The organism is Vibrio sp. 10N.286.52.F8 (assembly GCF_041468745.1).
In the GTDB taxonomy this organism is placed as follows: Bacteria; Pseudomonadota; Gammaproteobacteria; order Enterobacterales; family Vibrionaceae; genus Vibrio; species Vibrio crassostreae_C.
In genome coordinates, this window is sequence record NZ_JBFRJF010000040.1 from 19920 (window position 1) to 46450 (window position 26531).

The window sequence follows — 26531 nt, forward strand, 5'->3', positions numbered from 1 at the left end:
CATAAAATTGAGTGTTACGCGTTAGGCATAAGGGCTGGCGTAGTCGCCAAGTTCAATAAGAATGCTCTTAGTCTGCGTATAGTGGAGTAGAGTCTCTGGTCCGTTTTCACGGCCAACCCCTGACAGTTTGTAGCCACCAACAGGCATTTCTGCAGGTGAGTCACCCCATGTATTAACCCAACAAATACCCGCCTGCATTTGATGAATAACACGGTGAGCACGAGAAAGGTTTTGCGTGAACACACCAGCAGCGAGGCCGTATTGAGTATCGTTAGCACGACGAATCACATCGTCTTCGTCGGTAAACTTCAACACTGACATGACAGGGCCGAAGATCTCTTGTTGAACGTGAGGCATGTCGTCATGGCAATCTGTGAATACCGTAGGAATAACAAAGTTGCCGTTTGCTAAGCCGTTGTCCGTCACTTGATAACCGCCAGTCAGCAATGTAGCGCCAGACTGTTTAGCCAGCTCAATTGCTTCAAGAACTTTTGAAAGGTGTTCTTTAGAAATCAACGCGCCGATCTGAGTCTCCATATCCATCGGGTTACCAATGATGAGCTTCTCAGTGCGTGTTTTAAGTTGGTCGATAAATGCGTCGTAGATGTTTTCGTGTACATAGACACGAGTACCGTTAGTACACACTTCGCCCTGGGTGTAGAAGTTTGCGACCATAGAAGCTGACACCGCATCGTCCAATTTCGCATCATCAAACACGATCATCGGTGACTTGCCGCCAAGTTCCATGGTGACTGATTTCAGCGTCTTAGCACTGTCTGACATTACCGCTTTACCGGTACCGGTTTCACCCGTGAACGACACTTTAGCGATGTCTGGGTGCGCCGTTAGCATTTGGCCCACTCGGTAATCACCTTGAACTACGTTGAATACTCCATCAGGAAGGCCAGCTTCTGTGAAGATCTCAGCAAGTTTCAGTGCCGTTAGCGGCGTTTCTTCTGAAGGCTTGAAAATCATCGCGTTACCCGCAGCGAGTGCTGGAGCCGATTTCCACATTGCGATTTGGATAGGGTAATTCCACGCGCCAATGCCCGCACAAATACCTAGCGGTTCGCGGCGTGTGTAGAAAAATTGGGAGTCACTAAGAGGTTGTTGATCGCCTTGCAGCGTAGGCGCTAGCCCTGCGAAATACTCAATAACGTCGGCACCAGAAGCCACATCGACTTCGATCGCTTCTTGTAACGGCTTGCCCGTGTCGACAACCTCAAGGTTTGCAAGGTCATCATTTCGAGCTCTAAGTATTTCCACTGCCTTCAACAGAATGCGGCTGCGTTCCACAGCGGTCATTGCAGACCATACCGCAAACCCGCGTTTCGCAGATTCAATAGCACTGTCGACATCTGCTGAAGATGCTTGGCCTAAGGTCGCGATAGGTTCACCGTTGGCAGGGTTAATGCTATCAAAGGTTTCACCAGAGGTTGCTTTAACCGCTGCGCCATCGATGTATAACGAGTTCATTTCCATTTGAGATTCTGACTTAATTATTGTTATTAGACTCTACTGGTCTAGTTTGAATTTTGGGTGTAAGTATTGGTCGTTCTAGCTCTTGCTCTAGGTCTAGCTCAAGGTCTAGCTCAAGGTCTAACGCTACCACTGCGATCTATTTGCTATGACACGAGTAGAACGTAAGTTGTTTATCTAGATAATCATTGATAATGGCACGCGCCTTTTGAGCATCGATACCATCTGGGTTTAGTGTGCCTCTCAGCCATAAACCATCAATCAGAGACGCAATCCCGTGAGCAACGAGATCCGCTTGTTCATGATTCAAAATACCTTTCAACTCAAGACGTAAGTGTGAAATCAAACGTTTTTCATTCACACGCTGCAGTCTTTTCAGCTGCTCGTCATGCATTGAATATGACCAAAATGCCAACCACGCCTTCGCGACCTTATTTTCTGCTTGGTAACCTTCGAAGTTACCATCGATGATCGCGTTGATTCTCTGTTGGTGAGCATCAACAGGAAGTGCTTTTAGTGACGTGGTGATGGTATTAGAAAGTTGGCGAAGGATTTCACGCATGGTCTCTTCGAGCAGCCCATGCTTCCCGCCAAAATAGTGATTAATAATGCCAGTGGAGACTCCCGCTTCTTTGCTGATCAACGCAATACTCGCGGCATGCAAACCCACTCGATCAATCACCGTCATGGTGGCTTGAACAAGCTGTGGTTTACGTATATCAGGCATCCCAACCTTCGGCATTTCTTAGTCCTTTTAGTTTATATTGAACGTTCAGTTAAATATAAAATGACAGAAATTTAGTTAGGGTTCAAATGATTATTTAAAACAAACTCGTAACAATACAGCACTCAAATCAACAAAAACCATTATAAAACAATAAATTAAATATCATTTAGAGCACTAACGAAAACAATTAAAGATTTGAGGTGTGATAGTTATTGGTCAAATGTTTTTGCTTAGAAAGTTCAAGAATCAATCAGTGAGAGTCCTTGTAGAAACTTTTTGGGGAGGGAGTGGAAAGGAAGTATCAAGGAATTTTCATACTGAAATTTAAGACAAGGAAATCCACAATCAACACAGGTAACGAATCAAAAAATGAACAAAAAAGGTTGGCGACAACAGCGTCATCACCAACCTTCTCAGTCGTTTCTAATGTTATTGCAAGCCTAAGCTACTCAATGCGTGTGATGAAACCGTATTTATCTGACTCAGCCTTAGTCACCCAGTGTTCGCCAGAAGCCGGAGCAGAATCCAACGTGAAGATATAGAAGTCGATTCCTTTGTCTCCCATTACCTTTTTAAAGTAGGTCGCTTGCTTGCGATGGCTTTCGTTCGTGTATGGGAAGTCTTTGGCTGTTTTATCATCCTCAGCCCAACTGTGCACACCAACCTGCTTATTAAGCTCAATGGCTTTAGTGGTATCTGCTCGTTGCAAAACTCGTGGGTTACCCGCAGCGAAAAGATCCGTGCCGCCAGAGAACACCGACCCCGTAGGCGTTACGATCGTCGTCATGTTGTTACTGTGGATCATGCGACCGGTGTACATATTGATATCATCGTCGGCACTTCCACCAATATGGTTGGTAAACTTCAACGTCATCTCACTGCCTTGATACAATTTCACGATATCAAAAAGCTGAGAATAGGTTGATGCGCCTAGAGTGGAAGTAATGCGATCAACAGCGCCAGTCTCGTTGAGCACATCACGGTAAAAAGCGTTGAAAGCAAACGAGGTGGTTATCGTTACCTTGTTCCCACTTTTAGTGTTACTCAGAATGGTAGACCCAAGGCTAGTCACGTATTGAACCAGTTCATTGTGATACTCAAGCTCAACCGCTTTTTTACTGGTCGCGCTCGTTTGAATTAACGTAGTTTCATTAGAAACAGAGCGCAGCGCAGTACCGCAATCAAAGGAGTCATAAAAATTACCCTCACTGTAAATCGCACAGTCATCGACTCCTGCATCAGGAAGATACAGATCAACGCTCTGACCTAGGCGACTTGCTAGCCTTACCACTTTTTGCTTATCACTGATGTCTTCAGCAAACTGAATATTTTCATACAGCACACCATCGTAGGTGAGTTTCATGGATTCTTGGAGATCTTGCCTCTCTTGATATAACTCACCCAATTTAGCCGATGAAAATACATAATCGGCCTTAGGTTTCATTTGCACTTTGTTTGCCGCTTTACCCGAGTTAGAGCTTGAATTACAGCCCGCTAACAGAATCAAAGGTAACGCCAGTAATGCATTTCTATAGTCGTTCATACCGTTATTCCCAAAATGTTTGATGAGAAAATTCTATTGTTTAGCGCTGAATTTATCTGTCGTGGAAATGTATGAGAATGTCGAGCCTATTTGAACGATGTTTTTTATTTTCCTATAAATGCCAATTCATCATTGAACTAACTTATAAAGTGTTTAATCATTCGCTTTAGGTATTTGGCGAAGCATCTGAACTTATATGCAATAGCGTATAATCGTAATGGTTCATCACGACGAAGACTCGCTCACCTAATCTCAATAAGTGAAACGCACGACAAGGCTGATAATGGAATGACAAAACCTAAAATGATCATCGTGGAAGACGATTTGAAACTTCAGAAAATGTTGCAGGACTACTTCGTCGCGCAAGATTTTGATGTCACGGTGTTGGACGATGGCAGTGATGCCGCACACACCATCCTCACGGAGCAACCTGACATCGTACTGCTGGATTTGATGCTTCCTGTAACTGATGGACTTACAATCTGCCGACAGACGCGTACGCACTATAAAGGTAAAATCTTGATGCTCACTGCTAGCGATGACGACTTTGACCACGTCGCTGGTTTAGAGACAGGGGCTGATGACTATGTCACCAAGCCAATCAAACCAAGAGTTCTGCTGGCCAGAGTTCGTTCGCTATTACGCCGCCAAGACACCAATACCGCTTCAGTCGATGACTCAGACACCCTTCAGTTCGATCAACTCGTTCTGAAAAACACTTATAAGAAGTGTGAACTTTCAGGTGCGGTTTTATCACTCACTGACAGCGAGTTTGACCTACTTTGGTTATTGGCAAGCAACCCAGACACGCCGTTATCTCGTGACTACTTGACGCAAAGATTGCGCGGGATTGAGTACGACGGAATAGACCGGACGATTGACAACAAGGTTGTACGTCTAAGAAAGATTTTGGGCGACGACCACACACCAGCAGAGAAAATTCAGACCATTCGCGGGAAGGGTTACTTATTTGTTTCGACCGCCTGGCGTTAACCTCGCTCAATACGAGCGTAATAAAAGAGAGCGATTATGCGACGTATCTTTTTGGAGTCCTTAATAGGGCTGTTAGTTTGCTTTATGGCCGGCCTTGTCGCCTACGAGATTAGCGTCTATCAGCTCAATACCGACTACGAATACGTACTGGAAGATTACGAAGCGGCTGCCCACCAGCAATTGATCGAGAACATCGCTAAAAATCAAGGCCTTGAAGCGGCTCATCAAGCGATAAACCAGTTTGTAGAAACCACACGAAATAAATTGGTTACATTCAGCCCAGACGATGAAATACCCAGCCCCGTTTCAGAGTTCTTCAGCACGAATCCGAATACCTTTGTTTTTCACGATGATGAACGGGACCTATGGTTTCGCTTAGCAAGCAGTGACAATACCTATCACTACCTCCCCAACAGTGAAGCGTTCGTTAGGCAAAAAATAGAGTTGGAGGATGACCTCATTTGGTTGTTCTTTTTAGCGAGCTTTATCTTATATGGGTTATGTCATCTATTTATTATCTTCCGCCGAGTTAAAAAGCTTGAGGCTGCCACTCTGCGTTTTGCGGAGGGCGATCTCTCGACACGAGCCGAGACTTCAAGTGGTATTGCGATTGGTTCACTGAACAAATCCTTCAACCTAATGGCCGACCGAATTCATCGCTTGGTAGAAAGTAATCGCTCACTCACTAATGCTGTCGCTCATGAACTGCGCACGCCAATATTCCGTATTCAGTGGCAAGCTGAAATGTTGAAAGACACCCAGCTAAACGCAGAGCAAGAAAGCACGATTGAGAGTATTGTCGAAGACACGGAAGAGATGGAAAAGATGGTCGATGAACTATTGTATTACGCCAAACTCGATAGCACTGACCTAGAAAACTTAAAAAAGCCATTAGAGATTCGAGACTTTCTCGACCACGCAATGGCGCGTTGGAACAAAGACACTCAGCTCAACATCGACCTATCGCTACCAGAGCAACCTAGCTCAATAATGGCGGATGAAACGCTACTTAACCGAGCACTAGATAACCTAGTGCGTAACGCAATGAAATTCGCACGCTCACAAGTGTCGATTGCAGCGACCGTGCATCAAGATCAGCTACAAATCGCGGTACACGATGATGGTGATGGTGTGGCACAAGAGCATCAAGCTCGCCTGTTTGAACCGTTTTACGTTGGCGACAAAGCGCGTAACAAAGCCAAAAGCGGCCATGGTTTAGGGCTGTCTATCGTCGAGAAGATCTGTGCTCAACACAACGCAACCGTGGAGGTAGGTCAGAGCCAAGCCTTAAAGGGTGCGGTATTCACCATTACCATTCAGCTGTGTAATGATTCAACTGACAAACCCATACAGTAACTACAAAACACCTCTGGAATAATGTTCAACATCGGTCGGGAGATGCTGTCTCCCATGAACTTATTGAATCTTGATAATCACGACACTGCCTTTGTGGCTTGTCATCTCGATTCCAATCATTCTTAAGGTATTTTTATGAAAAAGTTATTAGTTGTTTTAGGCATTGTTTCTCTAGCAGGTTGTTCAGGTATTAACCACAATGAAGAAGTTTACACAGCGCACGCTGAGAGCTTCAACATTGTAGGCTTCCAAGTTCCGGGCAACACTCAAGATCGTGCAATGGAATTGGTTCCTGAAGGCGCAACCGTCGATACCGTTACATCAACAAATTCTGATACGACCTCTGTTTTGGGTGTTATCAACCGTATTATTGGTATTGAATATGTTCAAGTTGGCGGTAAAAAGCAGTAATTCGCTTTAGTCGCAAACCATAGCTAAGTGTATTAGTTACGTACCTTTAATCAGTAACCTGCACAAACTAAGTTAATCTAAGCCAGTGACCCGTCGCTGGCTTTTTTCATCCAGCAGTTTTTGTGCTCTGTGCCAAATAAAGCCCCATTTGGCTAACTCTCTTGTAACTAACAATTCAGAAAATAAGCCCAAAAATCGTCAATTTCTTATCAAAATTGCCTTTAAATTCGCATAATCGTCTTTCGCTCAAACTGACACTTCCAAATCGTTGATCCTTCTATCAACCCAGAGCCCGCTAATTGAGGCACAGATCAATTTACCCAAAAATCTTAATTTCCAGTAAAAAACAACACCTAATAAAATTGTCATGATTTTATAAATAAAACCTATGAGTGCGTTCAAAAATAAACAGAAACGATAACTATCTGTAAATACGAGAAATATAAGTTTCATGAATAAAAGAGATCATTGCCATGCTACTAATTAATCAGATCGAATGATGTAAATTCGTTGTGATAATTTTGTTACGTTTTCATGGATTTTACATGGAAAGAGAAAATAACAATGAAAATGAAAAAGCGTTTAGTTGCCGTTGCTATAGCCAGTGCTATGTCTTTATCAGTACATGCAAGTGAATCAGTTAGCATCGATCAACCGATCAACTTTACTAGCTTTTCTGGGTTGAACACTCAGTTAGGCGTCAGTAACGCCTCTAGCTTTAAGATGGTAAAGGAAGTTAACCTCAAAAAGCGTGGTATCTACAAAGTTAAGATCCAACAAAACATCTGGGGAACGCCAGTATGGGGACATTACCTAAATGCCACCCAAAGTGTACAAGGTGGCGCACTTAAGTCTGTTCAAGGCAACTACCTTAAAACGACGACCCTAGAGCGATCTTTTGTTAAGCCATCGATTAACAGCTCTCAAGCGGTTGAGCTTGCGAGTAAAGATCTCAAAGTTCAGGGCTTAACCAGCAAATCTTTAGACAACGTACAACATCAGCTGTTTATTTATCAGGGCGCATCTAAGCAAGGAGCTGATAAACAAGGCATTGGCTCACAAGGTGCAGACAAAACACGCCTAGTCTACGTTATCTCTTATCTCGTTGAAGGCAGCGAACAGCCGACTCGACCATTCACCATGCTAGACGCGCACACCGGCGAAGTTATCGACCGCTGGGAAGGTATTGCTCACGCACAGATCGGTACAGGCCCCGGTGGCAACGAAAAAACAGGCATGTACGAATACGGCACCGACTACCACTACCTTGATGTGGTAGAAAATGGCACAGAGTGTGTAATGGAGTCTGAAAATGTCGTTACCGTTGACCTTAATGGCGCGACAGACGGCGACACCACTTATAGCTACGAATGCCCTCGTAACGAACATAAAGAAGTGAACGGAGCCTTCTCTCCACTCAACGATGCGCACTACTTCGGTAACATCGTATTCGACATGTATAAGAACTGGTTCGACACTGCGCCACTCTCTTTCAAACTCATGATGCGTGTTCACTACGGTAACAACTACGAGAACGCATTCTGGGATGGCAAGGCAATGACATTCGGAGATGGTGAAAGCTTCTTCTATCCACTTGTTAGCCTAGACGTATCAGCGCATGAAGTGAGCCACGGTTTCACTGAGCAAAACTCAGGTTTGGTTTACGCAAACCAATCCGGTGGTATGAACGAAGCTTTCTCTGATATGGCAGGTGAAGCGGCAGAATACTACATGAAAGGCACCAACGACTGGATGGTCGGCCGTAATATCTTTAAAGGCGACGGCGCTCTACGTTACATGGACGATCCATCACGAGATGGTTCTTCAATCAACAACGCATCTGAATACTACGATGGCTTGAACGTGCATTACAGCTCTGGTGTGTTCAACAAGGCCTTCTATCACCTTGCAACCACACAAGGCTGGGATACCAAAAAAGCGTTCGAGCTTTTCGTGCTATCCAACCAAATCTACTGGTCAGAAAACAGTGACTTCTGGCAGGGTGCTTGTGGCGTGAAAAACTCAGCAACCGACCTTGGCTACAATGCCGATGATGTTGTTTCTGCGTTCGGTCTGGTGGGTGTTACCCCATGCGCAGAGCCACCACTGCCGCCAGAACCGGAATATCAACGCCTTGAAAACGGTGTTGAAGCTGCGGTTGCTGGTGAAACCGGCTCAAAAACTTACTTCGATATCGAAGTACCAGAAGGCCAAGACAAGCTAACGATTGATCTTGCTGTCTCTACTGGTGATCCGGATATGTATGTCGGTCTAGATTATGCGCCAAGCTCTCAAGAGAATATCTGTAAGAGTGAAAGTGTAACCGATGAAGTGTGTGTGATTGAAAACCCAACAGCCGGTCGCTACACGGTGAACATTCTGGGTTACTCAGATTACGCAGGTGCAAATCTGAAAGCATCATACGAATCAGGCAACGCTAACGTACCGCCAGTCTCTTCTTTCGAACACACCATTGTCGGCAAAGAAGTAGAACTGCGCAGCACAAGTTCGGACAGCGATGGTCAGATCGTCTCTTACCAATGGAACCTAGGCAATGGCAACACACAAACAGGTGAAGTGACTCGCTATACCTACGCTGAAGCTGGCGACTACGTGGTGACTCTAACCGTGACAGACGATGCAGGCGTTGCAACATCAACAAGCAAGTCGATTACGATTGAAGGTGACTCAGCGGAAGGCTTCCCATTAAAACTGAAGTTTGGTAACAAAAACCCGAGCGGTAAGGCGCGCGTTAAGCTGGCATGGGATTACGACACCAATGACTACTTCGTGATTAAGCGTAATGGCAAGAATGTTGGTGCTACAGACTTTAACTCATACGTCGACAAGTTCCGTCACAACGGCACAGTAGATGTTGAGTACCAAGTATGTACCTCAAGCGATATCTGTTCAGAAACCAAGCACTACCGTTTCATTAAAACACAATAATCGATAGTAAATTCAGGGCTCCGAAAGGGGCCCTTTTCGCGGTTATCTGTTTAGAAAATGAAACATCTACACAAAAACATCCACGCACTACACAAAATTCACACCAATCAACATAACAATATTCACCATAAAAAGGACGACAAATGGCTATTCAAAAAAGCATGCTAGCTTTGGCTGTGCTCGGAGGCTCTTTAGCCTTAACCACCAGCACTTCGGCTTACGCATCCCTAGGTATCACACCACCAGCGAACGAAGAAGTTTGGATCACCACCGATGCTGACGCACAGCATATAATGACTCAGCATGGCGCAACGGTTTATCCAAGCGTGACTGGAAACAAGCATTCCATCGTCGCGAAAATCAACCAGAAACAGCTGGCTAAACTCTCTAGCCACATGCACGAAGAAACCCACCGTTGTGGTGGCTACATGGTGCACGAAGACAAAGCAAGCGCACTCAAAGCCGCAGCAATGCCACTGACAATGAGCAGCTTCGAAAAGCCGGTGATCAGCCATCAAGATACGGTGAATGAGCTACTCGCTCAGGTCGAGCCGAACAACATGGTCACGACCATTGAAAATCTAACCAACTTCACCAACCGTTTTTATACTACTTCTACTGGTGTCGCTGCTTCAGATTGGCTTTTAGAGCGTTGGGAAACAGAAATTAAGGATGTGCCGTATGCGTCTGCACGCCAGATCACGCATGCCGAGTATCCGCAAAAATCCGTTGAAGTGACACTGCTGGGCGCTAAATACCCTGAAGAGATCGTCGTTGTTGGTGGACACCTTGATTCGACCGTTGGATCTTGGACAAGCGAAGGCACCATCTCACCAGGAGCCGATGATGATGCCTCTGGTATTGCGACCGTAACTGAGTCGCTTCGCCTGATGATCGCCAGTGGCATTCAGCCAGACAAAACCATTAAGTTCTATGGCTATGCAGCAGAAGAGGTGGGCCTACGTGGTTCACAAGATGTCGCTAACGCATTACGAGACGAGCAAGCAAACGTCGTGTCGGTACTGCAATTAGACATGACCAACTACAACGGTTCAGCGCACGATATCACCTTCATCACAGACTACACCGACAGCAACTTAACCGCCTACTTAAGCGAGCTGATCGACACTTATGCCAGTGACATCAGTTACGGTTTCGATGATTGTGGCTATGCCTGTTCTGACCACGCCTCTTGGCACAATGTTGGCTACCCAGCCGCCATGCCATTCGAGAGTATGTTCAACGACTACAACCCAAGTATTCACACTGAGCACGACACGCTTGAGAATTCCGATCCAACCGCAACACACGCGACCAAGTTCGCCAAATTAGCCATTGCTTACCTTGTCGAAACCAGCCTTGATTCACCCGTTGCAGGCCCTAAAGAGCTGCAAAATGACGTGCCTGTTGAAGGTCTTACTGCAGGATATGGTGAAGAGCAATTCTTCACATTTACGACGGAAAGTGCAGGTCAGTTAACGGTAACATTAACCGGCCCTCGAAGTGGCGATGCCGACCTTTACGTGAAACATAATGGTACCGTATCGAAAGCAAGCTACGATTGCCGTCCATACCAGAACAGCAGCAACGAACAGTGTGTATTAGACATGCCTGCGGGGGAATTCAACATCATGGTGCGTGGTTATCGTAACTTTAACGATGTCACCATCATCGCTAACTTTGTGCCTGATTGGCTGTAAGATTAGTTAATTGACTAACGTTTAACCGAGTAAACACGGCTAAAACTAAAAATCCGCAAGCCCACGATCATAAATAGATTGGAGCTTGCGGATTTTTTATTGTCTACGTTCTTCACTTGCTATGAAAAGCTCTGTTCGAACAAACAAGCCATTAGTTCAATTAACAGTTAAGACGTTTTTTTCATCACCTTGCCACAAATATACTCACCAATCGGCATTGCCGAAGTCGCTGCCGGCGATGGCGCGTTACATACATGCAAGCTTCTTGGGCTTTCGGCAAACAGAAAATCATGAACTAAGGTGCCATCCTTGAGGACCGCTTGGGCGCGAATGCCTGCTGGGTAAGGTTTGAAATCTGACACCGTAATGCTCGGGCAATATTTATTCACTAGCTTTAGATAGCCCGGTTTCCACCACGAGTTCTTAAACTCGACCAAACCGGTTTTCAGATTATTCGCAGTCACCTTCCAAAAGCCCGCAAAGCTCAGCATCTGCCAAGTGTCTTTGAAACTAAAGTTAAGCTTGCCATAGCCTTCTCGCTTCCAACCTTGAACTGCATTTGGCCCTACTGTTACGGAGCCATCAATCATGCGTGTTAAATGCACGCCCAAGAAAGGCAGTTCTGGGTCAGGGATAGGATAGATAAGGTGATTCACCACTTGGTTGTGTTTGGCGTCCAACTGATAATATTCACCGCGATAAGGGACGATTTGGAAGTCGGTTTCAATGCCAAGCATGCTGGTCATTCTGTCGGCCATCAAACCAGAGCAAGTGATCAAGAATCGACTATTCAGTTGAAGAGTCTGACCATCGACTTTGCACGTTAACTGCACCTCATCTTCTTGCTCATCCGCCATAATCACTTCCGTGCCTAGACTGAGCTTACCACCCGCTTCAACAAACTCTTGAGCCATCACTTCGGTGACTTTTTTGTAGTCCACGATACTGGTGGTTTTGACATAAATCGCGCCCAAACCGGTGATGTTAGGCTCTGCAAGTTTCAGTTGCGCTTGATCTAAGAGGTCGACATCAATATCGTTATCATGACAACGTTGATAGAGCGCGTTCATGCGCTCCACTTCCTGCTCATTGGTCGCGACCAACAGCTTGCCACAGTTTTCGACAGGGATATCGTGTTGACTGCAAAAGGCGATGGTGCGCTCTACGCCACGCTTACAAAAATCCGCCTTTAAACTGCCCGGAGCGTAGTAAACGCCAGCGTGAATCACACCACTGTTATGGCCAGTTTGGTGCTGCGCGAAGCCACGCTCCTTTTCGACTAAAAGGATACTTTTATCAGGGTGAGCTTGCTGTAATTGCCATGCCGTCGACACACCAACAATGCCACCACCAACGATAATATAGTCGTATGTTGAGTTCATAATATTCCTACATTCAATCCTTTTAATTATAGGGAAGACGCGACAGTGTTAGACCCAGTTTGAGGTAACTTTTGTTCCTCACTTTCTGATTCTTTTTTAACTTGATTTGCATCGTATTTACGACCGCTGTAGATGAAGATGCCAACAAAAATGGCGACACATACCAAGCGAATCACGACTGAAACATCAGGCCATACTAAAGCTGCACCTATTACTACCAACACTACTCGAGTAATGACATTAATTTCGCTCTCTAGATAGCCTTCAATCGCCGCGATAAATGCGTAAGTGCCAATAATAGCAAAACCACCAGTGACCAATACCGAGGTAATATCCCAACTCACCAAGTTAGTGTAGGCAATCAACAACGGCACTAGGTATAAACCTTTTGCTATCTTCCAAGCCATTAAACCGGTTCTCATTGGTGGTGTTTTAGCGATAGTCGCTGCGGCAAACGCAGTTAAACAAACAGGCGGTGTTACGTTACTGTCTTGCGACAACCAGAAAATAATTAAGTGAGCCGAAAGCAGTGCAAGACTGATCGCTTCTAACCCCAAGCTTTGCTCAAGCAGAGTTTCCACAAAATCAGCAGGGACTAACGCAATCATCTCTTTGGCTGTTTCGAGTGTCATCGGTGCATTCAACAAATCAAGCTTATCTGGTGCAGCCAACATGAAGATGGCTTTAGCTTGCTCAGGAAGCTGACCTGACACCAACAAGTCGAGCAGCTGACTTTCAGCAATCAATTTATACAAGGCAGGAGCTGACAGAGTGCCCAACACAATATAAGCCGCCGTTACCGGTAAACCCATACCGAGAATCAAAGACGCCAACGCGATCAACGCGATCATCACTAGCAACTCGCCATTCGCCCAGCTGTTGATCATTAAAGAGAAGGTGTTACCAATTCCCGTGGTACTGATGACATTGACGACTAACCCAATGCCCACCAACAACACCGCCGTGGTCGCCATGTTTTTAGCGCCTTGAGAAAGCGCTTCAATGATCGCCTTTGGACCCATTTTGTGATTTTTAGAAAACCATGATGCCACCACCACAGAAAGAATCGAGATACCCGCAGCGTAAGTCGGCGTAAAGCCCTTCACCAACAAAGTCACTAACACGGCCAGTGGGATCAGGTTGTGCCAACCCGACAGCAATACCTTTAACAAAGGTTCACAGCCAGAAGTCACCTTTTGTACTCCACTGCGCTTCGCTTCAATACGCACGAAAAAGGCCACAGACAAAAAGTAGATAAGCGCAGGAACGAAGGAAACCGCAATAATATCGACATAAGGAATTTGCGTGTAAGACGCCATGATAAACGCGCCCGCACCCATCACAGGTGGCATCAGCTGCCCGCCAGTAGACGCAGCCGCTTCAACACCCGCTGCGAAACGCGAAGGGAAGCCCGCCTTTTGCATCAAAGGAATACTGATTACGCCCGTCGATACGGTATTTGCTACACTCGAGCCGGAGACCGAGCCCATCAAACCAGAGCCAATCACGGCAATGAAACCGGGGCCGCCAATCACCTTGCCAGCGGCGGCGCGAGACACATCAATAATGAAATCACCCACCCCCGAACGCACTAAGAATGCGCCAAATAGGATGAACATGAACACGAAGGTCCAACTGATTCTTGAGATCGAACCGAACATACCTTCTGATGAGTAAAAGCTTCGATAAAGCAATGTTTCAAGGCTCAGGCCTGGAAAGTGAAAGATACCGCTGGTCCATTGCCCCCAAAGTACCACATAGCTCAAACACACCAAGATAAGTACCGGAATGAACCAACCCATGGTGCGGCGAATCAACTCAATAACGATGGCAATCGCCAAGATAGAGAAGAACCAATCACTGGCGATGAACTTCACGCCTCGCTCATAAAGAGCGTCTTCCGCAAACGGAATATAGATAAGACAAGCCAGAGCAGCGAGGGCAATACCGATATCAACGGCTAAGGCGATTTTGCTATTTTTAAGTGAAATGTGGGCGGGATACCAAAGCGCGCATATAATCGCGAAGCCAGCAAAATGGGTCGCCGAAACCCAAAGTTCCGGTAAGGTAGATAAGGTGTTAAACCAAATGTGTAATAAAGAGAGAATCACGCCCATTGTTGTTATAGCTTTACCCACCCACGGGAAATCCGTCCGGGTCGGTAATTCAAATTTTTTCAGTTCCTGCTGCAGCGAATCGCTCATAGAAAACTCCTGCTCTCCACAGCAAACGCGCAGAGAAAATCCATAAAGTGAGGAGGTGCACGAACACATTTTTGAGCGAACGCGCACCAAGCAATTAAGTCACGAAGGGGTTAGTTGATGGCAAATAGTAGTTCGTAACAAACCGTTAGTTCACAGGCCAGTATTTAGTTCACAAGCCAACAGCTCATAAACCAATAGTTACCTGACAACAGATAAGCTAGTTAACGATCAACTCAGAAGGGATCTCGATGCCCATCTCTCGATAATAACGAGCAGCGCCTGGGTGAAGAGGAACAGGCAGACCTGCGATCCCTTTCTCGAGTGCCATTGCTTTGGTTGCTTTATGGATACCTTGTAGGAAAGGTAGGTTTTCATAGATAGCTTTGGTTAGTTGGTACACATCTTCTTCAGAGATGTCTTCACGAACCGCTAGAAAGTTAGGTTGGGCGATAGTGGTGATCGGCTTATCAACACCTGGGTAGGTGTTTGCTGGGATCTCATACTTGGTCCAGATATTGTAATCGCCGTTCGCTTGTTTGATCTGCGCATCGGTAAATGACAGGATTTGAATGTCTTCCCCCAAGGCAGCAAACGCTTGAGTTACTGCGCCAACCGGCACGCCAGCAGGTGTGTTCATGCCATCAATGGTGCCATTCTGTAGTGCACTGGCACTGCCGCCGTAACCCATAAAGGCGAGTTTAAATTGTTCTGGATCTACCGACAGGCCTTGCATGATCTGGCGTCCTGAGTTTTCAGTACCTGAGTTTTTCTTACCGATAGAGAATTTCTTACCGTTTAGATTTTCCAAATCGCTCACGGTGCCTGTTTTTGCTAAATCAGAGCGCACAATGAAGTGTTCTACGTTTTGCCATAACATAGACACAGAGCGAAGCTGTGTTTGTTGACCTGATTTCTCATATGGACCAAGCCCTTGCCACGCCCACGCACCATACAAACCTTGCAGAATGGCAAACTGTGCTTCGTTCTCGTTCAACAACTTTACGTTCTCACCCGAGCCCGCAGAACTAATAGCCGCCAAAGAAAAGTGCTGCTTAGGCGCAAGCTTAACTTTACTCAATGTCGCTAGAGCAACACCTACCGGATAGTAAGTCCCACCCGTTGAGGCCGTCGCTAAAATGTAGCTGCGGTCTTCTTGAGCTGAGGCGTTGCTGATAAGGCCCATAGAGGCCATTGCGATTGCTAAAGTTTTAACTAGCTTGTTATATTTCATTGTTACTCTCCATGTAGGATTATTCACGTTATATTTTTGTTAATAACAATGGCTAGATAGCAAACACAATGCCAACTTTTAAGTTTCTGTTTTTATTGAAATTCGTTTGAAACACCACCTAAAACAAGCCATTTCTTGCTTATTTACCTACGAATGAATGAGCTATTTTTTGCTTATCCGAAGCCGCAATTAACATCCCTATAAAGGTAGCCAAGTCACACTGTGTTACATTTACGTGATCAATGTTTATAAAATGATAAATATCTGATGAGCAATTTTTTGCTCATTGATTCAGACAACACTTATAATCTCATCATCAATTACGAATCGACATAATCGCTTCGGTTCAACGCATAACGCACCATCTTTTGGTTCAATGTTCGACGGGGTAAATCCAAATCTTGCATCACATCATTGATGCGCCCTTGATAACGCACTAGCGCATCATGAATCACTTTCCGTTCAAAGCTCTGCACTTGAACCGCCAACGGGATGCCTGCCGTTGTAGACTCTGTGACAGAATTGGGGCGACACGCCAAGATATCGCCAACTGTCAGGCTTTCATCCAGTGCAAAACGAATCGCGACATTGCGCAGTTCACGCACATTGCCCGGCCATGCATACGACAACAACGCATAACGATCGGCCTCACTGGCAACTCGGGTTTCATTGTTCGCTTCTTGAGTGAAGTGTTCAAAAAGGATCAAAGCATCGTCTTCTCGTTCATTAAGGGGAGGTAAATGCAGTTGGGCAACGTTCAAGCGATAGAAAAGGTCTTGGCGAAAATCGGGGTGATTCAGTAGATCGCTTTTCGAGGCAGAGACCACTCGTAGATCAACATGTTGTTGCTGATTACCCCCTACGCGTTCGACGACATTATCTTGCAAGGTACGCAGCACTTTGACCTGCATCGACAGTGGCATGCTCTCTATTTCATCGAGAAACACCGTGCCTTTGTCGGCAAATTCAAGCTTACCAATACGTCGCTTGGCGGCACCAGTAAACGCACCTGCTTCGTGTCCAAACAGTTCGCTTTCAAAGAGATTTTCTGGAATCGCGCCACAGTTTAGCGGTACAAACGGATGGGTTTTACGCAGGCTAAACTCGTGCAAACAAGAAGCGACTAGCTCTTTACCGCAGCCGGTTTCACCATAAATGATCACATTAGTATCAATCGAGGCGACTTTTTGTATTTGCTCTCGCAATTCACACATCACTTTACTGCGCCCAATCAGCACCTGCTCAATGCCTTTCAGGTTATCCAGATAGTTCTGACGACTGTTTCTGTCTTGGCCACTTTGATGTTTGTCGACCGCTTCCGATACCGTTTGAGACAAACGTTCTGGGTCGAATGGCTTCTCAATGAAATCATACGCGCCTTGCTGTAATGCTTTCACCGCCATATCGACATCACCATGACCCGTGATCAAGATGACAGGCACGTCTGGCACAAGATGTTTAAAGCGTCCTAGCAGTTCCACACCATCAATATCTGGTAAACGCACATCACTAATGATGGTTTGGAAGTCACCCTGCTCTACCGCGTTTAACGCATCTTGCCCAACCTCAAATGCGGTTACATCGAAGCCCGCTAATTGTAACCACTGGCTGGTTGCTTGACGCACAATTGCATCATCTTCAATCAAAGCTATACGCTGCATAGTTTGGTTCCGCCACTTACATCAGAATAATATCGCCCACGGTATGTAAAAAATCCGCAGACGAAAAGGAGCTAGCTCCCACTTTGAATAACACTCCTTTAACAGTTTAATAATGTTTGTTAGCTTCGATTTGTCTCACTCTCCATTCGCTTAAAAAGCAAACATAAAACCTTGTCAAACCACTAGCTCAAAGAGGCAAGCCACTAATTTTAAAGGGATTTGATCAGAAATGATGAATAACAATCGATATTGGTTATTCCTGTGTACCTGTTTATTGATTGGTTTGGTGCAGGTCACCACCAAGAATGGCATCAGCCAGTGGAAGCTTGAACAAGCCCAACGCTATGCCGAACAGCGCTTCCTTGGCTACATTGCCGAAGCAAGGCGAACCCTTAAGCGTTTCTATTATCTGCCCTACCTAGTAACCAATGATGAAACCAGTGTGCGCTTCATTGATGGTGAAGCCCGCCTAGAAAAACGCATTAAGAAGCAGCTGATTCAATTGGATAAAGCCGCCAACACCAAGGGCTGGTATCTGCTTTCTGGCGAAGGGGACTTGTTGGTATCGAGTGTTGAAAGAAGCAAACTGAGCAATAAGAACGCCAGTACAATTGTTTCGAAGATCCACCAACAAGGTGGTGCGATTTCAGTGGTGACAAAAAACAAAGGCGTGACACCCGATTACTTCATAGCGGCACCCGTATATCGAGCCTCTGATGTGGTTGGCATTGTCGCGGTGCAAATCGATTTGTCATTGTTAACCGATCAATGGTTTGCCGATGGTGAGGCGATACTGTTTCAGAACCCTCGCGATCAGTTCTTTCTCTCCAGTGACAACAGGTTGAGTGCCGATTGGTTCAATGACACCTTCAATTCTCAGCCCACAGCGACAAAACGTGAGCTGTATGACCAAACCCATATTCGCGTGTGGCGATTGCAAGATAAAGATTACCTAATTCAGTCCATCAAGTTAGACGATCTGAATTGGCGTTTAACCTACCTAACGCCATTAACCAGCCTCAACCAGACCACGAACTGGATCAGCTGGAGTGTGGCGGTTGGCTGTCTTTTCATTCTGTTACTGTTGGTTATTCTTTACCAAAGACGCCAGAAAAAGCTCAGCAATCTGAGAATCCAAAAGCTTATCGAAGAGTCTGAGAAACGACTGTCTGGGATGATCAATAAAACCCATGTTGGGTTAATACTGATCGATAAACACGGACGCATTCACGATATCAACCTGATGGCGAAGAACTACTTTTCACTATCTGATTCAATGATCAATAACATCAAGGCGTGGCAGTTATTTGAGGCAGGTAATCCGAATTCAACCACCTTGCAACTGCTCAAAAACTTAGAGCAGCATCAAGAGCTGGCCGAGATAACTAGCGTCGAAACCATGGCAAGACGCAGCGATGGCAGCTACTTCCCTGTTTTATTCTCTATTAGCGCCTTTCCTTGGCATGCGACGACTTACTACCTGTGTACCGTAATCGATATCAGCAAACGTAAGAAAGCCGAAATTGCGGTGCAAAACGCCAATAAAACGCTACAACTGCGGGTCGAAGAGCGAACTCAAGATCTAAAAGATGCGCAGCAAGAACTTGTCGAATCTAGCAAACTGGCTGCACTAGGGCGGATGTCGAGTGCGATTACTCATGAACTCAATCAGCCGCTTACTGGCCTAAAAACGCTACTTTCAAGTAACCAGCTATTGATGGAAAGAGGCGAGACCAAGATGTTGAAAGCGAACATGGACTTAGTCATGAGCCTGATCGACAGAATGGCTAACATGACCAGCCAATTGAAGTCGTTCGCCTTCCAAAGACTTGAAAAGCCTTACCCAGTTTCACTGACAGACGCACTGCAAGAAACCCTGCGAATTCATCAAGCCGAACTGGAAAACGTCGATATTCGCGTGCGTGTCGCTTCCAATATTTCGATGGTAATGGGAGAAGAGGCGCGACTTCGTCAAGTGCTTGGTAACCTGCTTAGAAACGCTGTCGATGCCACGCAGAATCAGAAACCAGCAACCATTGTGATCAGCGCTCATACCGAGCAACAACGCGTGATCATCAAGGTTCAAGATAACGGTTGTGGTGTGTCTGAAGATCAACTCGAAACCATTTTCGAACCATTTCATACCAACAAAAAGATGGGCGAAGGCTTGGGGCTCGGGTTGGCTATCACAGCGAACAACGTGCGCGATATGCAAGGCACATTAATAGCGAAGAACAATTCAGACCAAGGCATGACATTTACGTTAACACTAAACAATAGCGATAGTGAGTAGTTACTTACACAGACCTTGAACTCCACATTCTATTGAAGCGCTAGAACTAAAAAACCGCCCACAGAGGGCGATTTTGATTCACTTATTGGCGTGTGACTTATTCACTAATCCGTTAACGACTTACTCAGCTAACTGCTTCAACAACAGTTCTGTTGGGCGCACAATCGCGATGATCGATTCATCGTAGATTTTCGCTGAATCAGACAGTATCGCTTGGTAGGCATTCACGTCAGCTTCTCTTACCTTCTCGCCAGCTTGCGCTTTAGCAATCAAAGTTAATGCTAAATCTGCAACTTCAACGGTTTTCTCTGCAACCACCACAGTCTCTACCGAAGACACGTTACCAGCGAAGACAGTTTCCGCCGCTAGTGCAGCTGATTTTGCTTGCTGATAATGCTCTGCAAGTTGCTCTAGCGCCTGCTGATTGCCTGTCGCCACTTCATTGACCAAGTCTTGCATCTCATACACCGCGTAGCTTTCTACTGGCAAAGCATCCACGAAGCGATTTAGGCGCTCGTATTGGCTGTACAAGGTGCCCTTAGGTTCAGTGGAGTTCCACTTTTCCCAGTTGCGAGCGTAGTATTGAGCCGGCTCGGTGTATTTCGCTAGCACGCGCAGGTCGTGAATATCTTGGCCTTTGGCAATGCGCTTCAACAACATATCAGCATCGGCGTGATGACGTAGCCCTACCGATACTTCCGACCATGTATCCATTGCTTTCATGCGCTTATACATACTGCGTTCGTCTGTCAGTTCTGCATCCGACCAGAAACGTTCTGCAATTGCATAACTGCGAGGCCATAGGTAGTTTTCGACCGTGAGGCTGTCTTTGTTTTCTAGCCACATGGTGATCTCGCCGCCTAAAATCAGCTCTTTTTCTTTGTCGGTTAGCTCCGCGGGGTAGCCTCCGTTTGGCTCAGGGATCACGCTGCCTTCTACATCGCTGCTCGCAATCACTTCGCCTGTGGTTGGCCAGCGCACGTTACCAATTAACTGATAGCTGCCTTCCGCAAACCCATTTGGATTCAAGTTCAGGTTGAATTCGGTATACGACATGAAGTTATCGAAGTGGCCGACAAAGGTTTTACCCGGCACATAATCAAGGATGTAGATCTCTTCACGAGACTTACCGTTGTAATCACTGAACGCGCGGAAAGTACCGTCTTGCGCTTCAATGATAGTCAGTGTTCCCTTACGTGGGCTGCCTTTAGAGCGAGGCTTTTGCCATTGGTAAGTCACAAACTTCTCACCACTGTGCAGCTTATCGTCAACCGTGATGCCACTTGGCATTGGATCATTGCGATAGTGGTAACTGGTTGGCTGAGGTTGGTCTAGGTAGTAACCCGTAGACAGAATACCTGGGTAGCCCTCTTTCGCCGCTCGACCGATACTGTCGTGTCCTTGCCAGCTTTGAATCACGATAGAAGTTGGCAGATCTTTATGCCAAATCTCATCCCAACCCGTCATCTTCTTGCCACGCTCTTCCAGCATCTTTTCAACTTTTACGTTGAGGTAAGACTGTAAGCCGCGCTCGCCATCGATACTGTTCTCTTCGATGAACTCTTGGTGCTTTTCGCTGTTTTTCCATTGCGCATAGTTCGGCTCATCGCCACCAATGTGGAAGTACTCGTCTGGGAACAGTTCTGTCACTTCATCAAACACGTCGCCCAGCATTTCATAGAGCTCTGGGTTAAGTGGGTCCATCAATGGCTCAAATACACCCCAGCCACGTTCTTGTTCGTAGCTTTGACCTTCACCACCCGACATCAAGCGTGGGTAAGCGTGCGCCACAGCAGAAGAGTGTCCCGGCAGTGAAACTTCTGGAATAACACGAATACCAAGATTACGAGCGTACTCAACTAAGTAACGAACTTGGTCTTTGGTGTAGTAATCACCATCAGTGGTTTCTGACCATAGACGCGGCCAAGATTCCGTTTGAATGCGGATACCTTGATCGTCCCAGAAGTGCCAATGGAACACGTTCATTTTCGCAGAAGCCATCGCATCTAGCTGACGAATCAACACATCAAATTCAATGAAGTGACGCGAGGTATCGTAAGAGACTCCACGCCAACGAAAGCGGGGCTCATCAACAATGGTTACGGCAGGAATATGGTAGCCAGTTGCTGTGGTTTCAACGAGCTGTAAAAGGGTTTCGATGCCGTGAATTGTGCCGTATAGGCTTGGAGAGCTCAGCGTGATTTGCTCACCCTGAGTCGTAATTTTGTAAGACTCTACAGAGTCGATGTTCTGTACTTCAGACTTTGGCGCCGCGTCGATATCAATGATCAGGTTCGCTTCGTCTGCGCTATCAACCTGCCAGTTTAGAATCGGCACGCCAGTTTGGCGCTCTAGGCGATCGATAAAGCGTTTCGCGGTGTATTCAACGCGATCAGAGTTAAAGCCTTTGATGTAAACCTTGAAGTTACCGTCGACCTTAACCTGCCCAGCTTGCAGCTCGACTGTTTGTGGATACGGCATTAAATTTAGATCGGTATTCGGAGCCATTGCTAACGCCATTGGGGACACTACTGAACTTGAAATCAATAGAGACAATATAGTTTTTTTCATTATTAGTTTTCCTATATAACGGACGTTCTGTTTTGTTTATCGGAGGCGATTCACAAAACAGAACCTTCAGCCACTACTGTTGTTTATCGTGAGCTCAAAGCCTATCGTCTGTGAAAAACGAATGAGCTCACAAACTTATGATTAGCTAACCAACTCAACCGCTTCACGAACCAACACCGCGATCTCATCCCACTGTTCGTTCTCGATCATCTTTGGAGAAACCATCCACGTGCCACCGCAACATACGACGCGATCAACGGCTAAGTAATCATTCACGTTGTGTTTGCCGATACCGCCCGTTGGCATTAGTGACACATCAACGTAAGGCGCTAGCAAAGATTTCACCATGTTGATGCCGCCAGACGCTTCTGCTGGGAAGAACTTCAAAAAGTTAAGACCTAGCTCCAACGCTTGCTCTACTTGGCTTGGGTTGTTTACGCCAGGAACGATTGGCATACCGATCTCTTGGCAACGTTTTACTGTGTTGGGATTCAAGCCCGGTGCTACGATGAATTCGCTGCCCGCCTCTTTCGCAAGGTCGATCTGCGCAGGTGTGAGTACTGTACCTGCACCGATACACATCTCTGGGTAGGCATCACGCATCGCACGAATCGAATCCGCTGCCGCTTCGGTACGGAACGTCACTTCTGCTACTGGCAGGCCGTTTTCTACCAACACTTTTGCTAGTGGAATCGCATGTTCCACCTTGTTGATTTGGATAACAGGGATAACTTTGAACTGCTTAAGTGTGTTGATCATTTCTTGAGACATAATAGTTCCGCTTTTTATTTTTTAATCAGTTGGCTCATAGCGCTCATAGGGATTATTGCGCCAGAGTATTGAATAACGATGGAAGCCAGTTGGTGGCCAAATTCGGCTGCGTCGGTGGCGCTCTCGCCAGTAAGACGCGCAGCTAAATAACCCGCAGCGAATGAATCGCCCGCAGCGCAGGTGTCGACCACGTTAGAAACACGAGTCGCGGATACATAACTCTCAACAACATCGCCTTGTTCAACTTGAACAATCTTGCATGGCTCACAGCCACGTTTGATGACGATCTCTTGGCAGCCTAAGCGAAGGCAGCGTTGTTGAACGCTCTCGCCATTGCCCCAAACCAGCAGGTCGTCGTCTTCGGTAATCAGTGCAATGTCGACCAATGGTAGTAACTTGGCGTACCAATGCTGAGCTTGTTCAGTCGTCCAAAGTTGCGGGCGATAGTTGTTATCAAAAATCAGCTTTCCGCCTTGATTTGAGAACACACCAATGGCTTTCAACAGACGTTCACGTGAGGTGTCATCTAAAATCGCGATACTGATACCGCTGATGTAAACCGCGTCGACTTGTTTCTCTGTCAGCGCGATTTCAAGCTTATTCAGGTCGTCAGTTTGAAAGTAAGATTTTACTGCCGCGTCATTGCGCCAATAGTGGAAATGTCGCTCACCCGTTTCGTCCGTTTCTACCATGTACAAACCGGGCAACTTGTTTGGAATACGTTCAACGAAATTGGTTTGAATGCCTTCTAGTTGCCAGCTATCAATCATGTTTTGAGACAGTTCATCGCTACCCAAACCAGTCGCGTAATGAACAGACAGGTTTTGATGTTGGGTTAAGCGAGAAAGGTAAAGCGCGGTATTGAGCGTGTCACCGCCAAATTTTTTGGTTAATGGAGAGCCGCTTATTTCGACCATACATTCGCCGAAGAAAGCAATATTGAAATGAGAAGATGCAGGCATAGCCGATCCTAAAATAGAGAGATATATGTGGGAGAAGGCCCTGCCACTAAGCAGGACCTGAATTAAGCAAACCAGTTGTGGAGACTAGGTTTAGCTTGTTTGATTTGCAGGACGTTGAGGTGCCGCTTCTTCTTCAAGTACGCCAGTCTCAGACATTTCCATCTCCATCAGAGCACGCTCGTCATCAAGAATCGCTTTTGCCATTTCAGGTGTTACTTGGTTAGCCGGAGTCACTAGGCTCACAACCACACCTGCCGTTAGAGCAAACAGACATGATGGGATAACTGGGTTGCCCCAGAAGGCTGTGTAGTCAGCGTTTAACATTACTACGAATGAAGCTACAGAAGCACCCGCTAGTGTTGCAAGCGCACCTTGCCAGTTGTAGCGTTTCCAGAATTTACCCAACATACCGCACACAAACATGCCCGACATAACCGTTGAAATCATCTTAGTGATGTAGCCAATGATGTCGTTTGACGTCAGTGCGAACAGTAGTGCGAAGCCAATCACCACAACCAAAGCTAGACGAGAGTAGTTCAACATTGATTCTTTGTTTGGTACGCGGCCTGTGAACATCACGTACACGTCACGCAGTAGGATAGATACACCGGCAATCGCATCTGAGCTTGCACTCGACATGGTTGCTGATAGACCTGCGATAAGAACAATCATGCCTACGCCAACAGGTAGTACCGTCGCTGCAATGTAAGGGAACGAGAAGTTCGGGTTATCCAGCGTTGGGTCAATAGCGTGTGCCGCCATACCTATGATTGCTGGAATAATAGAGAAGAAAAGGTACAACACACCAGAAGCCACGAAAGAGCGACGGATAGTTGAAACATCTTTACCAGAGTAGATACGCTGGCGGAATGAAGGTGTTGCAAGTACGCCCACACCGATAACCACAGCCAGAGAAACAGCAGGCAGAATGCCCAGTTTATCGATTGCTAAAAAGCTTGTAGCAGCAGGGTCCATCGCAGCGTAAAGGTTGTCCATGCCACCAATGTGATCAACAGACATTACCGCCATTAGGATGAAGCCAGCAAAAAGGATGATTGCTTGAATCGTATCGGTCCATACAACTGCTGTGTAACCACCGATAACAACGTAGATAGTGAAAGCTGCAGCAATAATAATTTTCGCAAGGTTAAGGTCGATGTCTGCAATCCACGCTAGGTACATGCCGCCACCTAGAATGTGCGCACCTAACCAACCGATTGACGCGATAAAGATAAGTAGGCCAACCACGTTTTTTACGATTCGGTTAGCGCCAACGTAATAAGCCAGCTCTTCACTCATGGTCATGAAGTTCAGTTTACGAACCGGAGCAAACCAAAGTGCAAGCAATAGGATGCCGACAGCACCGCCTATTCCGTACAGAGCACCCGCCCAACCATTTGCGTAGCCAAAGCCAACCGCGCCCATACTTGAACCCGTGCCGACCATAGTCGCAACTGTTGTACCAAGTACTAAGAATAATGGCAGGCCACGGCCACCTAATAAGAAATCTTCGCCAGATTTTTGATTACGCGAGACAAACCAGCCTAACCAAATTAAAAAACATACGTACACGCCGAAGCCTGTAAGAAAAAGTGTGCTGTTCATTTGACACCTCTCAGTGAAATATTGAGTTCATTCTTGAACTTTATTTATGATTCATTCATTTTTATATTTCATATAATTACTTTATTGATTTTATCTATTTTAATTAAAGTAATTTTTATAAATGTAGGGTGAGAGTATTAAAGGATAATAACAGGGATGACTAACCCCTAATACTCTCTAAGTAGGTAATTGTGATTAGGTTATTACTAAACGCGATCCGCGCGGTAGCAAGTCACATCTACTTCAACCTTCACGTCTACAACTAGGTCGCAAACCATGCAGATACGAGCCGGTGGGTTAGCACCGAAGAACTCTTTGAATACCTTATTAAAAGATTGGAAGTAACGAGAATCCGTTAGCACAACCTTTACGTGCATTACGTCTTCTAGGCCGTAGCCCGCTTCAGTCATGATATCGACACAGTTTTGGATCGCTAGGCGAGACTGGTCAACAATGCCACCCTCTACCACTTCACCATCTGTCATCGGTGTCTGGCCAGAAACGTATAGGAAACCACCCGCTTCAGTTGCGCGTGCAAATGGTAAATGTTGTCCGCCTGTACCTGTACCGCCTTCAACACCGTAACGTTTAATAGTCATTTTTTAACTCCACTTCTTTATAGATAATATTGGTTCTGTTCCAATATATTTAAATTAATTCGTCGTTTTCTTATTACTGTATATCTAATAAAAT

18 protein-coding genes are annotated in these 26531 nt (G+C 46.0%); 6 read left to right on the plus strand and 12 right to left on the minus strand.

The window, feature by feature from the left end; translation table 11 throughout:
* Positions 1–21 precede the first annotated feature (21 nt).
* The 3 genes from betB to AB4133_RS18455 all read right to left on the minus strand — a co-directional run bounded on the left by betB (position 22) and on the right by AB4133_RS18455 (position 3749).
* Entirely contained in the window at positions 22–1482 is a 1461-nt protein-coding gene (gene betB, locus AB4133_RS18445) for a betaine-aldehyde dehydrogenase (RefSeq protein ID WP_372225274.1), read from the minus strand.
* 136 nt (positions 1483–1618) lie between these two features.
* Positions 1619–2221, minus strand: coding sequence for a transcriptional regulator BetI (betI, locus tag AB4133_RS18450; protein WP_004732441.1), 603 nt, complete (start codon positions 2219–2221; stop codon positions 1619–1621).
* Positions 2222–2651: 430 nt separating this feature from the next.
* Positions 2652–3749: an alpha/beta hydrolase gene (locus tag AB4133_RS18455; protein ID WP_372148556.1), complete on the minus strand. Its 1098-nt coding sequence runs from the start codon at positions 3747–3749 to the stop codon at positions 2652–2654.
* A gap of 288 nt (positions 3750–4037) precedes the next feature.
* On the opposite strand from AB4133_RS18455, the gene AB4133_RS18460 reads away from it, so the two are divergent.
* The 5 genes from AB4133_RS18460 to AB4133_RS18480 all read left to right on the plus strand — a co-directional run bounded on the left by AB4133_RS18460 (position 4038) and on the right by AB4133_RS18480 (position 11158).
* Positions 4038–4742: a response regulator gene (locus AB4133_RS18460; protein WP_372225277.1), complete on the plus strand. Its 705-nt coding sequence runs from the start codon at positions 4038–4040 to the stop codon at positions 4740–4742.
* Positions 4743–4778: 36 nt separating this feature from the next.
* Positions 4779–6098: a sensor histidine kinase gene (locus tag AB4133_RS18465; protein ID WP_372225280.1), complete on the plus strand. Its 1320-nt coding sequence runs from the start codon at positions 4779–4781 to the stop codon at positions 6096–6098.
* Between the two features lie 135 nt (positions 6099–6233).
* Positions 6234–6509: a hypothetical protein gene (locus AB4133_RS18470; protein WP_004732471.1), complete on the plus strand. Its 276-nt coding sequence runs from the start codon at positions 6234–6236 to the stop codon at positions 6507–6509.
* Positions 6510–7073: 564 nt separating this feature from the next.
* Positions 7074–9458, plus strand: coding sequence for a M4 family metallopeptidase (locus AB4133_RS18475; RefSeq protein ID WP_372225283.1), 2385 nt, complete (start codon positions 7074–7076; stop codon positions 9456–9458).
* 143 nt (positions 9459–9601) lie between these two features.
* Positions 9602–11158, plus strand: a complete 1557-nt coding sequence (locus AB4133_RS18480) for a M28 family metallopeptidase (RefSeq protein WP_372225286.1) — start codon at positions 9602–9604, stop codon at positions 11156–11158.
* Positions 11159–11325: 167 nt separating this feature from the next.
* Here AB4133_RS18480 and lhgO read toward each other — a convergent pair whose 3' ends face one another.
* From lhgO to AB4133_RS18500, 4 genes are all read right to left on the minus strand, one after another.
* Positions 11326–12540 carry an L-2-hydroxyglutarate oxidase gene (gene lhgO, locus AB4133_RS18485; protein WP_017084923.1) on the minus strand — a complete coding sequence of 405 codons (1215 nt, stop codon included), beginning with the start codon at positions 12538–12540 and terminating at the stop codon, positions 11326–11328.
* A 26-nt stretch (positions 12541–12566) separates the two neighbouring features.
* Positions 12567–14744, minus strand: a complete 2178-nt coding sequence (locus tag AB4133_RS18490) for a TRAP transporter permease (protein WP_017078445.1) — start codon at positions 14742–14744, stop codon at positions 12567–12569.
* 217 nt (positions 14745–14961) lie between these two features.
* The gene (locus AB4133_RS18495) at positions 14962–15975 is read right to left on the minus strand and encodes a TAXI family TRAP transporter solute-binding subunit (RefSeq protein ID WP_004732483.1); all 1014 of its coding nucleotides are present in this window, start codon (positions 15973–15975) and stop codon (positions 14962–14964) included.
* Positions 15976–16295: 320 nt separating this feature from the next.
* Positions 16296–17636, minus strand: a complete 1341-nt coding sequence (locus AB4133_RS18500; RefSeq protein WP_017095812.1) for a sigma-54 dependent transcriptional regulator — start codon at positions 17634–17636, stop codon at positions 16296–16298.
* Positions 17637–17865: 229 nt separating this feature from the next.
* Here AB4133_RS18500 and AB4133_RS18505 point away from each other — a divergent pair, with 229 nt between their 5' ends.
* Positions 17866–19929, plus strand: a complete 2064-nt coding sequence (locus AB4133_RS18505) for an ATP-binding protein (protein WP_017065171.1) — start codon at positions 17866–17868, stop codon at positions 19927–19929.
* Positions 19930–20049: 120 nt separating this feature from the next.
* Here AB4133_RS18505 and AB4133_RS18510 read toward each other — a convergent pair whose 3' ends face one another.
* From AB4133_RS18510 to AB4133_RS18530, 5 genes are all read right to left on the minus strand, one after another.
* Positions 20050–22500, minus strand: a complete 2451-nt coding sequence (locus AB4133_RS18510; RefSeq protein ID WP_372225289.1) for a family 20 glycosylhydrolase — start codon at positions 22498–22500, stop codon at positions 20050–20052.
* A gap of 141 nt (positions 22501–22641) precedes the next feature.
* Positions 22642–23271, minus strand: coding sequence for a bifunctional 4-hydroxy-2-oxoglutarate aldolase/2-dehydro-3-deoxy-phosphogluconate aldolase (locus tag AB4133_RS18515; RefSeq protein WP_055319259.1), 630 nt, complete (start codon positions 23269–23271; stop codon positions 22642–22644).
* A gap of 14 nt (positions 23272–23285) precedes the next feature.
* Complete coding sequence (locus AB4133_RS18520) at positions 23286–24233, minus strand: sugar kinase (protein WP_017070563.1); 948 nt, start codon at positions 24231–24233, stop codon at positions 23286–23288.
* Positions 24234–24323: 90 nt separating this feature from the next.
* Positions 24324–25838 carry a sodium:solute symporter family protein gene (locus AB4133_RS18525; RefSeq protein ID WP_017070562.1) on the minus strand — a complete coding sequence of 505 codons (1515 nt, stop codon included), beginning with the start codon at positions 25836–25838 and terminating at the stop codon, positions 24324–24326.
* A gap of 206 nt (positions 25839–26044) precedes the next feature.
* Positions 26045–26437 (minus strand): RidA family protein, encoded by a 393-nt coding sequence (locus tag AB4133_RS18530; protein ID WP_017065166.1) that lies wholly within the window; start codon positions 26435–26437, stop codon positions 26045–26047.
* Positions 26438–26531: the final 94 nt, after the last annotated feature.

Bases quoted from the DNA above. Each gene is read 5' to 3' on its own strand.
- betB (WP_372225274.1), bottom strand. From the start codon at position 1,482: ATGGAAATGAACTCGTTATACATCGATGGCGCAGCGGTTAAAGCAACC.
- betI (WP_004732441.1), bottom strand. From the start codon at position 2,221: ATGCCGAAGGTTGGGATGCCTGATATACGTAAACCACAGCTTGTTCAA.
- AB4133_RS18455 (WP_372148556.1), bottom strand. From the start codon at position 3,749: ATGAACGACTATAGAAATGCATTACTGGCGTTACCTTTGATTCTGTTA.
- AB4133_RS18460 (WP_372225277.1), top strand. From the start codon at position 4,038: ATGACAAAACCTAAAATGATCATCGTGGAAGACGATTTGAAACTTCAG.
- AB4133_RS18465 (WP_372225280.1), top strand. From the start codon at position 4,779: ATGCGACGTATCTTTTTGGAGTCCTTAATAGGGCTGTTAGTTTGCTTT.
- AB4133_RS18470 (WP_004732471.1), top strand. From the start codon at position 6,234: ATGAAAAAGTTATTAGTTGTTTTAGGCATTGTTTCTCTAGCAGGTTGT.
- AB4133_RS18475 (WP_372225283.1), top strand. From the start codon at position 7,074: ATGAAAATGAAAAAGCGTTTAGTTGCCGTTGCTATAGCCAGTGCTATG.
- AB4133_RS18480 (WP_372225286.1), top strand. From the start codon at position 9,602: ATGGCTATTCAAAAAAGCATGCTAGCTTTGGCTGTGCTCGGAGGCTCT.
- lhgO (WP_017084923.1), bottom strand. From the start codon at position 12,540: ATGAACTCAACATACGACTATATTATCGTTGGTGGTGGCATTGTTGGT.
- AB4133_RS18490 (WP_017078445.1), bottom strand. From the start codon at position 14,744: ATGAGCGATTCGCTGCAGCAGGAACTGAAAAAATTTGAATTACCGACC.
- AB4133_RS18495 (WP_004732483.1), bottom strand. From the start codon at position 15,975: ATGAAATATAACAAGCTAGTTAAAACTTTAGCAATCGCAATGGCCTCT.
- AB4133_RS18500 (WP_017095812.1), bottom strand. From the start codon at position 17,636: ATGCAGCGTATAGCTTTGATTGAAGATGATGCAATTGTGCGTCAAGCA.
- AB4133_RS18505 (WP_017065171.1), top strand. From the start codon at position 17,866: ATGATGAATAACAATCGATATTGGTTATTCCTGTGTACCTGTTTATTG.
- AB4133_RS18510 (WP_372225289.1), bottom strand. From the start codon at position 22,500: ATGAAAAAAACTATATTGTCTCTATTGATTTCAAGTTCAGTAGTGTCC.
- AB4133_RS18515 (WP_055319259.1), bottom strand. From the start codon at position 23,271: ATGTCTCAAGAAATGATCAACACACTTAAGCAGTTCAAAGTTATCCCT.
- AB4133_RS18520 (WP_017070563.1), bottom strand. From the start codon at position 24,233: ATGCCTGCATCTTCTCATTTCAATATTGCTTTCTTCGGCGAATGTATG.
- AB4133_RS18525 (WP_017070562.1), bottom strand. From the start codon at position 25,838: ATGAACAGCACACTTTTTCTTACAGGCTTCGGCGTGTACGTATGTTTT.
- AB4133_RS18530 (WP_017065166.1), bottom strand. From the start codon at position 26,437: ATGACTATTAAACGTTACGGTGTTGAAGGCGGTACAGGTACAGGCGGA.